This is a genomic window from Providencia sp. SP181 (genome assembly GCF_050446505.1).
Taxonomy (GTDB): Bacteria; Pseudomonadota; Gammaproteobacteria; order Enterobacterales; family Enterobacteriaceae; genus Providencia; species Providencia vermicola.
In genome coordinates, this window is record NZ_JBBPXM010000019.1 from 46,966 (window position 1) to 58,252 (window position 11,287).

General features: G+C 47.1%; 10 protein-coding genes and 2 pseudogenes. 2 read left to right on the top strand and 10 right to left on the bottom strand.

The window, feature by feature from the left end; all coding sequences use genetic code 11:
- Positions 1 to 32 precede the first annotated feature (32 nt).
- A complete protein-coding gene (locus AABS66_RS19885) occupies positions 33 to 260 on the bottom strand; it encodes a hypothetical protein (RefSeq protein WP_430225382.1) in 228 nt (75 codons plus the stop codon).
- A 422-nt stretch (positions 261 to 682) separates the two neighbouring features.
- Here AABS66_RS19885 and AABS66_RS19890 point away from each other — a divergent pair, with 422 nt between their 5' ends.
- The gene (locus AABS66_RS19890; RefSeq protein ID WP_430225383.1) at positions 683 to 880 is read left to right on the top strand and encodes a hypothetical protein; all 198 of its coding nucleotides are present in this window, start codon (positions 683 to 685) and stop codon (positions 878 to 880) included.
- Between the two features lie 31 nt (positions 881 to 911).
- On the opposite strand, the pseudogene AABS66_RS19895 reads toward AABS66_RS19890, so the two are convergent.
- From AABS66_RS19895 to AABS66_RS19930, 8 genes and pseudogenes are all read right to left on the bottom strand, one after another.
- Positions 912 to 1,610: pseudogene (locus AABS66_RS19895) on the bottom strand (IS6 family transposase); the annotation flags it as partial.
- Between the two features lie 88 nt (positions 1,611 to 1,698).
- Complete coding sequence (locus AABS66_RS19900) at positions 1,699 to 2,415, bottom strand: hypothetical protein (RefSeq protein ID WP_430225384.1); 717 nt, start codon at positions 2,413 to 2,415, stop codon at positions 1,699 to 1,701.
- Between the two features lie 266 nt (positions 2,416 to 2,681).
- Entirely contained in the window at positions 2,682 to 3,521 is an 840-nt protein-coding gene (locus tag AABS66_RS19905; RefSeq protein ID WP_430225385.1) for a hypothetical protein, read from the bottom strand.
- A gap of 55 nt (positions 3,522 to 3,576) precedes the next feature.
- Positions 3,577 to 4,122, bottom strand: coding sequence for a DUF5462 family protein (locus AABS66_RS19910; RefSeq protein WP_430225386.1), 546 nt, complete (start codon positions 4,120 to 4,122; stop codon positions 3,577 to 3,579).
- A gap of 36 nt (positions 4,123 to 4,158) precedes the next feature.
- Positions 4,159 to 4,893 (bottom strand): fimbria/pilus periplasmic chaperone, encoded by a 735-nt coding sequence (locus AABS66_RS19915; RefSeq protein ID WP_430225387.1) that lies wholly within the window; start codon positions 4,891 to 4,893, stop codon positions 4,159 to 4,161.
- The gene (locus AABS66_RS19920) at positions 4,883 to 7,330 is read right to left on the bottom strand and encodes a fimbria/pilus outer membrane usher protein (protein WP_430225388.1); all 2,448 of its coding nucleotides are present in this window, start codon (positions 7,328 to 7,330) and stop codon (positions 4,883 to 4,885) included. The genes AABS66_RS19915 and AABS66_RS19920 overlap by 11 nt, the downstream gene beginning before the upstream one ends.
- 4 nt (positions 7,331 to 7,334) lie before the next feature.
- Positions 7,335 to 7,703 (bottom strand): hypothetical protein, encoded by a 369-nt coding sequence (locus AABS66_RS19925; RefSeq protein WP_430225389.1) that lies wholly within the window; start codon positions 7,701 to 7,703, stop codon positions 7,335 to 7,337.
- 637 nt (positions 7,704 to 8,340) lie between these two features.
- On the bottom strand, positions 8,341 to 8,658 hold the full coding sequence (locus AABS66_RS19930) for a helix-turn-helix domain-containing protein (protein ID WP_430225390.1): 318 nt from the start codon (positions 8,656 to 8,658) through the stop codon (positions 8,341 to 8,343).
- 874 nt (positions 8,659 to 9,532) lie between these two features.
- Here AABS66_RS19930 and AABS66_RS19935 point away from each other — a divergent pair.
- Positions 9,533 to 9,985 (top strand): annotated as a pseudogene (locus AABS66_RS19935) (IS6 family transposase); the annotation flags it as partial.
- Here AABS66_RS19935 and AABS66_RS19940 read toward each other — a convergent pair.
- Positions 9,983 to 11,091 (bottom strand): IS3 family transposase gene (locus AABS66_RS19940; protein ID WP_430225391.1). Its coding sequence is split into 2 segments (ribosomal slippage): positions 9,983 to 10,839 and positions 10,839 to 11,091, totalling 1,110 coding nucleotides; the frame shifts between segments, so codons are not numbered across the junction. The pseudogene AABS66_RS19935 and the gene AABS66_RS19940 sit on opposite strands and share 3 nt — an antisense overlap.
- Positions 11,092 to 11,287: the final 196 nt, after the last annotated feature.

Consider the following 11,287-nt stretch of genomic DNA (forward strand, 5'->3'; position numbering starts at 1 on the left):
GTCATAATTTAAACGAATGACTGTTCTCATGGTTAATCAACAGATAAATAATCAGAATTTAATAAGAACATAGCACCCAATACACTTGATTCGTACGTTACTTCATTGATTGAGATTCCTAACCATGTACTCTTCGCTTTATAATCAAAAATAAACCGGATAAAGCGATAAAATGACATTTTTAACACTAAAAATAAGGGGTTGTTGCAAATAATCGCCAGGGCTATTTTTTGATCAACAGTGATGAATGTTTCACGCAAAAACAGCCCCCCGATTATGGAATGAAATGTAAAGCCAGTCTGCTGAATTGTTTATCACTTAGATATGCTATTTTTTACCAAAAAGCCTGAATTCTGCGTTATGATGCACAGTCTTTAGTGAGGAGTGAGTGACCGAATAATGAAACAACCGAAGGAGAAGGGTATATCTACCTTCTCGTCGAGCACCAATCAACGCCCGAGTTTCAGGTAAGGGTATTTGTGCCCAGCAAATATCCTCTCCCGATTACTGTTAAAATTTACACGGCACTGACTAAAAAATCAGCGTTGCGTAAATTTATTTGTTATTTATTCACCCCGCATGACACACGGTTTCCCACCGTAGCCCTACTATCACCGACCTCCCGGTACATAATTTTCCCACCTTACTGCCATGATGGCATTTAATATGACAGGAGACGCTTTTGACAACAAAAACAACAAACATTGCAACACCACAGGCCGGCAAAGAAAAAAAATGGCTTCCCGAATACAACATCTGGTTTTATGCCTTATTCGGCACCGCCGTCGGCGCGGGAACGCTTTTTCTCCCCGTTCAGTTGGGGCTTTCCGGACCGCTAGCGATGTTGGTCATGTTGGGCTTGTTGCAAATAATAAATTAGCGCGTTTTTTGCTCAGAGCTCATTGGATGTTTCAGGCTAACACGGTCTCCACATTGAATAATCGATTCATAAAGGCAGATCGCTCCCGCACTCGAAATTCAGGTTCATATCGACGTAGCCACTCATCAAATTGACCTTTATTCAGTTTTCGCAAGGTTTCAAATCCTTGAAGTGTTGACCAAACCCGCTTCACCGATTTGAAGCCGCCCGTGGCAACAATCAACTTTTTTATCGGGGCGTGATCCGATTCAATATGGTTGTTGAGGGTTTTGATTTGCCGTTGTTTCGCGTCAGCTCGGAGTTTTCCTTCTTTAATTAAACGCGCTATAGCGTAACCGTAAGCTGCGTGCTTATCGGTATTTAAGGTTTTTGGTTGCCGCTCGGAGGGATAAGGTTTTAATACGCGTTTGATAAATTCATAGGCAGCATGCCGATTACGCTTGGATGAAAAATAAACATCCAGCGTATCTCCGTGTTTATCTATTGCGCGGTAAAGGTAAAACCATTTTCCGTTCACTTTGACGTAGGTTTCATCGAGCTGCCAAGAGGAAACAGCCCGAATGAATTGATATTTTTTGAGTTTTTTACGGAGTATTGGCGAATATTCGATAAACCAACGATAAATGGTAGAGCGATGAACGGAAATACCCCGTTCGGCTAACATATCACTGACGTTAGCATAGCTTAGCGGGGTAGAGCCATACCAACGCAAGCACCAAAGAATGACCGTGTGTGTTCGCCTGACCCGTCAGCCTTATGATGCACGCCAACGTGAAAAAACAAGATGGGTGGCACCCTAAAACACACACGGCAAAACTCTACATCTGGTACGCTGTCACCGTTAACGTCGAACTCCACGCCCCACTCAGTGGCTCACTGAATTTCAGCGACAGGGGTGTTAGCTCAAGCACGTGCGCCCCAGCAATATATAAATAACTCCATTTATCTGAAGTTGCCCTGACGCCGTTCCAAGTTGTTGCTACGTTACAACCAGAGCCGCTGAAATCTGTAGATATTGCGTCGGTTCCGTATCTGCTATTTTTTATTGTTGCATAACGTGGCGCTGTGCCTTGAGCATCGGCTGCGTCAAAGGCGGAGAAAAGTGCCTGGTATGCGGTTGCACTGGCTGTGCCCGCGGTGGGGTTGGTTGCAGTGCCGCCCAAGACGTCTTTAGCATTGGCATATGCCCCTGAGCCACTAAAACAACTCCCCCTAGGGGTAGGCTTCGCAAGCTGGGATGTCGCCGCCATCATTATTCGCAGTGTACCGTTATTATTGCCTTCGTCAGGGGCGGTCGCCCCGCGTACAGCCCGTAACTCGGTGCCTTTTAACACCAGTTTCCCGTTCACGTCCTGACCGCGGGCATTCTTGCCGCTAGCCGCGATGGTGAATGTGGTTGCTCCTGGCCCCGCATCCGTGATGTCTGCTATCGGGGCCCCCGCCTGGTCGGTGAGCGCGGTAATGTCGCGTACACCGACTGCTCCACCTCTGGGCCCAGAATTAATATCGACAAATGACGGCAGGTAGCCACTCACGGCGATGAAGCTTTGCCCGTTCAAGGGGTACGTGGTCACCCCCGACGCCGTGATGGCGGTCGATGGCTTCGCATCCAAACGACCGCCCGGGTAATCGTTCACCGTCCATTGCCACATCGGGCTATTGGCCACTATATTTCCTAGGTACGTGACATTCCCCACCGTGTCAGGCGTGTTCGCCGCGAGGGCCATTGGGCTGCTGAGCGCGGCCGCAATCGCTAAGGTTAAAATCTTTTTCATAGTCTGTTCCTTTCTTGCTTATCGGCTTATTTATACTGAACTTGGACAGTGATGGTGCTTACCCACTGACTCACCGCGGTGTCTTTCGGAAAACTCAAGGTTCCCGCAGTCATCGTCGACGCATACCCGCCAATCATCGGGAGGGTTACCGCCGTTCCGTCCGCTAAGCTGGTTGCTGGCATCGTGCTATCCGTGTTATACGTGATGCTGGTCGCCCCCACTTTGGATTGCTGGGATGCCAATCTTGTTTTGGCATTGGCGTATGCTTTCGTCGCATTCGTGTCCGCTTGAGCCACCCCCACATCCGCCAACTGTTTCGCGACAAGCGTTGCGTCACCCACATTCGCCGCTTGCGCCAACAACAACACAGGCTCTAACGTTAAAGCCAATTGACCGTTCACAGGTGACGTGTCCTTGTTACCAATCGCTTTCAAAGCCAACTGCGTGGTGTTATTTTCGCCGTACGTCGGCATCACCTCTGCGCCATCTTGCAGGTATTTCACCTCGGCATTCAGTCCCAGCATCGCTAAACCATTCACGGTCGGCTCCATGTACCCTTCTAAAAATTGATACGGTTGACGGTTTTGCATGATGTGCCATTCTTTATTACTGCCGTTGGTCATCGCATCGCCTTCTTTTAAGTCAATCCGCACCGTTTGTTGTGGGAGCGTCCACACCCATTTCGGGGCGTTTTCTGCAATAATTCCACCAAACTTAATATCATGGCTAATCGAGCCAACGCCCGTTGCCGCCATTACGCCAAAACTGGTGACAGCACTGGCAAGCGCCAGCACAGTCACACCGGTTTTCAGTTTTTTCATTGTCTCTCTTCCTTTTTGTGAACACATCCTTATGAAGTTATTCATCCCCTTTTTGTATGATGGCCCCCACACCGTGCGTGCTATCCCTGTCTTATTGGCCTTATTCTTCCGTCTCACCCGTGATACGCAGGGCTATCGAGATATCCCCTCGGTAAGCCGCAGGGACAAACAACGTTGCGGCCCCCACGGGAACCACCGCCACCGAGTGGGCGTCTGCCGGCAACATCAATTGCACCCCCAGACTGGTTTCTTTCGCCGTTACTGCCACCGCCTTTCCATTGACCTGAACGTGTACGGGCAATTGCCAGTACCCTTCTTGCCCCTGAGGCAACGAAAAAGATTGCTGAAGTTGCAAGGTCTTGCCGTCTTGGGATGTGAGCTGCGCGTGCTCAATAAGCAGTGTGCTTACCCCCTCACCGTCACTCAGCGCCGGCAAACTAAACAGGGGTTGACCCGACAAAAATGCCATTATCTCCACCCCCGAATGGCGCGTGGTCATGCTCCCATTCACTACCCCTAACGCTTCAAGGAGTTGACGCTCTTGCGCCAAAGCCGAGCTGCCGAGCCCAACCCCCATCAACGCCCCCAGTAGCGCGAAAAATATCCCGCGAGAACGGAAAGCTAACGGCATTACGGTCTCTCTCATCTTTTCTCCTCCTTGCAGCTCACCGTGGTGATAGGATTATTTTTGCGCTTTGGAAACACCAGCCCCAACATCAGTTGTCCCCACTTTGCCCGTAATAACGTGTGTACCTAAGTGACCCAGATCATCTATTGAGACCACTTTTTTCGCTGTCGCGCCTTTCGGTAACGTTACCGTGTCACCTGGGGTAAACATTGCCAGCGTTTCATGCTGTTTCTCGTTCAATGGCACACTGACATCCTTTTCGCCCAGCACATCTGCAATCGCAAAAATGTACGGTGTGGTGTTCACCAGTTGTGTCTGGTCGCCCACGATTTTCGTGGACAAGCCCGCTTCGGCATTTTTGCGTCCGTCCATCAAATTCGCAGGGCGGTACAATAATTTCACTTTAGTGCGCAGCGCTACTGACAAGCCGCCATCCGGATTTTTGGGCGGAATTTCTTGTAAACTCACCCAGTAAATCGACTCCTTGTCTTCTGGCATTTGCTCTAATGCCTTAATCACTCTCAATACCTGCTTGCCGTTACCTGCCACTTTAAAAAAAGGAGGGGTGACCACAAACGTCGGGCGCATATCCGTTTCTTTGATGTTCTCAATCCACGTTTGCCCCCCGAAAGCCTTCGGCGATGCATTCTCCACCACGATAGAGACGGCCTCCTTATCACCTTCAAAAATATACCGACTTTGATCGACAGATAGCGCCGCCCATGCGGACGACACCGTCATCAAACTCAACACGGCTAACACACGGGTACTTAATATTTTAATATTCACACACAACCTCTTGTAATCGATTCGATTCTGTTAACTGGATCCCTGGAACACGGCAATCCGAAAACCGCACCGTCCCCAAGGTGTCCACAGCATTGATTAATATCACCCCGTTATGGCTCACAAACCCCAGCGGAGCCCCTGACTCGGCATACGCCCATTCGCCTGCAGGAATAAACTGCCCATTCGGCCGTTTTACTTGCAGCAAATACCGCTTGACGGTCATGCTTTCAAACGGCACATACGCCACCGAACTTCCCGTTGGCTTGATTTTTTTACTGGTTACCGTGAGCTCCGCGTTAGCGGGTAAGGTACTGGCATCGATACTTAACGTATTGACTTGATAGCTGCTCAGCGGCACCATCAGGTTGCCATTGCGATCCGCTGGATCCAGACCACCGAGCATCCGTACCCCCGTCCCGTCGGGCACATGCACCACGGCAACAGTGTCCGAAATGTTTTTCCCCAGTAATACCGTGTTGTCTGCTGGCAAGTACATTAAAGAGCCATTCATTGACCCCGACCCCAAGGTTCCGCTGTCAGTGCGTGTCATCTGCCCACTCAATTGCGCGAGACGTCCGTCATACGCTGTCCACAGGCTGGTTTGGTTCCCCAAATTGCCATCCCCTCCCCAGCTCTCATTGGCAGATAAGGACCAGCGGTCAGTCACACTGGTTGAAGCCCCCACCGAGTAGCTGTTACTGCCTGTTTTGTTTCCCGACATAGAGGCGTAGGTGGTGTAATCTCGGTCAAACACCGAAAACGGAACAGACACCGAGGTGGAGAAGCTGTACTGATTATCCTCTCCCGTTTTATAGTATGACCCCGCGACAGACACGCTCACTTTCCCCACGCGAGTCGAAAGGTTGCCTGTCACCCCTTGCTGTTTGTCATCCCGTTGCCAGTACGTGCGTTGCCACCCATTGACTGAGAATGAAGCGCCTTGCCACAACGGTTGACTGAACCCCACTGTCAGATCTTCTTTTAATCGTTGACGTTGCCTGAAATTGGCGTAATCCAGTGTGTTGTATTCCCCTAAGGTGTCGTACTCTTCACTGAGCTGATTGAACGCCAACCGGATTGTCGTGCCAAGGTCAAACGTCTTGGCAAACGTCAGGGTGGTTTTTTGTCCCTGTCGATTGCCTTCGTCGTAGCGGGATTGCGTCCCCGATAATGCCGCGGACAAAGACCCCAAATACCCTATCTGTGAGGTAACCTCCCCAGTGACCCCTGTGAACCGGCTCCCCATCAACGCTCCCATGCGCACCGACATATGCTTAAGGCCATAACCGTAACTGAATGCCCCTAAGCCTCCCGTGGGGGTGCCATCGGGATTATCCTTATCAATGACGCCCAAGGAGAGCGAGTACTCATGCTCTCCTGGGGAAATTTGCCCACTAATGAGCGTAATGGGAAAGACTTGTGTTGTCGTACTGCCATCACTCTCTGTGACGGTCATCACCACATCGCCTCCGCTGAGTACCGTGACGTTGTCAATACTAAACGGCCCTGGCGGCACCACTTCGGAATACAGGACAGTGTTGCCTTGACGCAGCGTCACGCGAGCATTGCTGTGGGCCGTTCCGCTGAATACAGGGGTATAGCCTTTTGTTTGGCGTCGCATTGATTGATTGCTGTTCAGTATCATCCCGTACGTAGATAACCCCCCCAATTCCCCACTGCCGACTGATGTCTTTCCGACTAACAAATCCGCTTGTAACGCCAAAATCGCTTTTGACACCGTAAACACCGAAATGGATTGCACATCCTGCGTTAATGAGGCACTACCGCGGGCTACCCATTCTCCGACATTCGCCATTAGCGATCCTGAACCGTAGTAGTCAACACCATCGGTGGTTTTATTGGCATTTGCGTTGTAATTAAGACGCAGAGCACTGTTGCCAAATTCCCACCCCAGCGAATCATCTGCTTGGGTTAGCCCCGCTTGCGGCAAGGTTAGGCTCAATGACTGGGTCGATAAATCAAAATCCACCACACTGTCTGGCTGCATGTCTAAGGCATAACACACCGCCGCCTCTGGCCCTTCCTGACGGGTAGCCGCGTAAAATGCCGGTCGCACGTACGTGTCAACATCCGCTAACCACGCGGGGGTAAAGCACAGTCCTTGCTGCTCGGAGGGAGTCACATTTAAAATGCGCTTCCCTTTGGCGACACCGTTCACGCTGACATCCACCCAGTAACGTCCAGGAAAATACGCCTTCGTTGATGACAAAAACGTTGCTGCCTCAGGGTTATTGCCCCCTTGCAAAAAGTCTAAATTCAAGCCGTCATTCGTCGCGTGCGCGGCCACCGGCCACATCGTGCTTAGAGCGAACGTCATCCCCAATGCGAAAGGGCGTGTGCGCGGTGTAAATGCGGGGTGAGAAGTGGCTGATGGGGGGATTCGAGAGACTGCTCGCGCTTTCTTTTTCACACCCATCTCCCTATCGATACACCACGGTCACGGTTAATGAGCCATTAAATCGTCCAGACTTCACGCCGTCCCATTGACTAAGTGTCGCTTGAAAGTCAAACAACCCGTTGCGGGCAAACGCGATAGGGTAGGCAATTTGTGTCGCACTGGCGGTGACATACCCTGGGCCGCCGCTGGCGATAAATGCGCCTTCGGTATTCAGTGGACTGACGCGAACCCGTAATCGGGCATCTGCGCCATCGTCGTGGCGTAAAATGACCCCTTGTTCATCCAATTGCGTGTGCCCAACATCACCAAAAGTGAGTATTGCTGCGGGGTATTGACGACCGTAGACCTCAAAAGCACTGCAACCGGTTTCCCCGCCCACCGTTTCGGACAATCGTAATGAAAAGGTTCGTGTCGGCGCCGAGCGGGTTTTGGGATTAATCACCCCAAAATCCACGGCCCCCACCGCGCCTGTCGTGCGACCCTGGGCACCCGTTGTCAAAATTTCCCCGACGCACGAAGAGGCGACAATCGTGGCGGTTATCGTGGTCGTGGTTGTGTAAGAGGCGGCTTTCGCCCCCGCAACGAGGCTTAACCCCCCCACAGTGGCGACTAGGCACTGGCGCCATCGAGACATAAATGGAACTCCTTCACGTTACGTTACTGTGATACCCGTTGGTTCATCATCGGGATGAAACAATGAAAGTCAGCGAGCTCCCTTACCATTGAAAAAATCGCCTTTCGAGGGGGACACCATATCTGACCCCGAAAGGCAAACTCAACAACATAAAAAACACAGGCCAACAAATAAAAACCACCAAAATCAATAAAGAGGTACAAATAGCCACACAAAAAACGGTACTACGCGCTTTATTCGCGTAGTAGCCCGTGCGCTATTATCGACGCTAAGCCAATAATAAGGTCGAACCGAAAACAACCGTGTTTAACTTATTCAGTTGACTCACCCTTGAGAGAGCGGTCGCGTGTATAAAAAGAAAAATAACCCCGAGAGAAAAATAATCGCAACGGCGTTAATACATAAAATTATTGTGAACGTGGATCTGTTTTTGAGCGTGTTTTTCTTCATGCCATGTCGTCACTAATTCGAAATAAAATAATTTTTCTTGCGTCGGTATATTTAATACATAAAAAAACTGAAATAAGGTGTCCAAATTAAATTGTGTCATTCCACGCTCGTATCGTGAAATTTGTTGTTGGCTGAGATTCATTAATTTCGCCAATGCTTTTCCCGACAAACAATTATTACGCCGTTGCCGTTTTAAATATCGCCCCGTTAAACTTGACAGCGAGGAATATTGGTACAAAGAAAGTTCATCATCTTTAGGCATGCCTCACCCCATAAAGTGAAATTTATGTAAAAATAACCCTGAAATATAAATAAATATCGTGATAAACGAGATAATATGGCGATATCACACATGTATTGTGTGTGAATATAATATTCTTCCGTGCCGCCATCTAATCGATTTTTTCGCTTAAACACGCATTTACGATAGATAAAAACTATTAATTCAAAAAACACGATTGCCAATAACTATAACTTGCGCAATTATTGATTGCCATCACATTGATAATAAAGAAAATAAAAAAAGCAAACTTAACTCACCTTAAAAATTAAGGGATACGCGCAGACAACGGGAGGGGGAATAACCGAACAGATTCATAAACGCTTATTTGGAGTATATTGCATTTTAAAAAAACAGAATGCGCTGAGAATTAATTTAATTATATTTATTTTTATCTTGATTGTTGTGAAATTAACCCTAAGAAGAGATAAAATATTTTATTTTAGTTTCTACGTGCATTATTTAATAAATTCGATAAAAACGGTGAGGATATACACACATCATAAAAAAGGGGACTCTGCATAATTGTAATGGTCTAATAAAACTGTAAAAATTTATAGCTTATAATTAAGCAAAATCTTATAGGTATAAATATGACCCGAAAAGTAAAAGTGACCTTTAGCGCAAAGTAAAAACTGGGGTGAACGACTGTTCTCATGGTTAATCAACGAAAAAACGGTCAGAATTTGGTCATGCATTCAATCCGGTGAACAATCTGTAATATAAGGTAATTTACCGGAGAATATTCATGGCTAAAGTCGATGTAAAGTGCCCATTTTGTCAACAAAGGGCTTGTTGCAAAAATTACCTAAGTGAGAAACACTCACACTATTGATTATCGCTTTAGGTTAAATTCATGCCATCGAACGAGTTTAAATGGAAGCATTTTGCCCCCACTATCATCCTTTGGTGCTTGCGTTGGTATGGCTCTACCCCGCTAAGCTATGCTAACGTCAGTGATATGTTAGCCGAACGGGGTATTTCCGTTCATCGCTCTACCATTTATCGTTGGTTTATCGAATATTCGCCAATACTCCGTAAAAAACTCAAAAAATATCAATTCATTCGGGCTGTTTCCTCTTGGCAGCTCGATGAAACCTACGTCAAAGTGAACGGAAAATGGTTTTACCTTTACCGCGCAATAGATAAACACGGAGATACGCTGGATGTTTATTTTTCATCCAAGCGTAATCGGCATGCTGCCTATGAATTTATCAAACGCGTATTAAAACCTTATCCCTCCGAGCGGCAACCAAAAACCTTAAATACCGATAAGCACGCAGCTTACGGTTACGCTATAGCGCGTTTAATTGAGACACATTAAATTAGAGTTTTCTAACTGTTTGCGATATGCCTCCGGTGGGAGATTATTTAAACTTTCGTGAGTTCGATTTTGGTTATAATCTTGCAGCCAAAACCATGCTAATTCTCGAACTTGGCTCAACGATTCAAATAAATACGCATTTAAAAATTCACGACGGAACGAACCATTAAAACGCTCGATAAATCCATTTTGTTGCGGTTTTCCCGGTTGAATATGGCACAACGAAATTTGATTATCTTCACAATAATTCAATAAGTTAACTGAAATAAGTTCAGGGCCATTATCGACACGGATCTGTTTCGGTAACCCTCTTTCGGCTTTTAAACGTTCAAGCACCCTGATGACCCGTTCAGCCGGTAATGACGTATCAACCTCAATGGCCAAGCATTCACGTGTTCCTTCATCAATAATATTGAGAGTTCTGAAGTGCTTGCCGCAATATAAACTGTCGTGCATAAAATCCAATGCCCATTGAATATTTGGGACTTTTTCTATCACTAATGATCTTTTTTCACGTTTCGGAAGTATTTTTTTACTCCGTCGTTTCAGGTTCAATCCTAATTGACAATAAACGCGATAAACTCGTTTATGATTAAAAGGATAGCCTTGAAATCTCAGTCGGAAATAGCATTTCCAAAATCCCGATTGTGGCGATTTAGCTAAAACGGATTGTATGGCATCAATTACCACTCGGTCTTTTTTACGCCAATCTATTTGCTGACGGTAAAATGTGGCGCGTGCCAATGACGTCAGCTCACACGCCTTAGTGACTGATAAACCAGCCTCTTTTAATGATTGAGTACAGGCTCTCTTTTCAGCCACTACCAACCCTTTTTTGCGAAAAGCTCCTTCATCGCATGATTTTCAAGGCTAACTTCCGCAAAGAGCTTTTTCAGTTTCATATTTTCCTCTTCAAGCTCTTTTAATCTTTTAACATCATTAGCTTCCATGCCACCATACTTTGATTTCCAATTATAATAAGTGGCATTACTTATCCCATTTTGACGGCAAATATCTTCTACTTTCATCCCTGAATCAGCGAGTTTTAAAATATTAACGATTTGAGTTTCTGTAAAACGGGCTTTTTTCATCATGACCTCTGCAATGGTTAGGGCAGAAAATCTAATTATAGCTGTCTTATTTTAGGGGAAGTGGACAATATTCTTGCCTCAATAACATCACAGGTGAGCACATGGTTAAGCAATATTCAGCAGAATTTAAACTCGAAGTCGCTAAAATGGTGGTTGACCATCATTATTCCGTGGCTAAAGCCGCACAGGCTATGGG

Excerpts from the sequence above, each read along its gene's own strand:
- AABS66_RS19905 (WP_430225385.1), bottom strand. The coding sequence starts at position 3,521 with ATGAATAACTTCATAAGGATGTGTTCACAAAAAGGAAGAGAGACAATG.
- AABS66_RS19910 (WP_430225386.1), bottom strand. The coding sequence starts at position 4,122 with ATGAGAGAGACCGTAATGCCGTTAGCTTTCCGTTCTCGCGGGATATTT.
- AABS66_RS19920 (WP_430225388.1), bottom strand. The coding sequence starts at position 7,330 with ATGGGTGTGAAAAAGAAAGCGCGAGCAGTCTCTCGAATCCCCCCATCA.
- AABS66_RS19930 (WP_430225390.1), bottom strand. The coding sequence starts at position 8,658 with ATGCCTAAAGATGATGAACTTTCTTTGTACCAATATTCCTCGCTGTCA.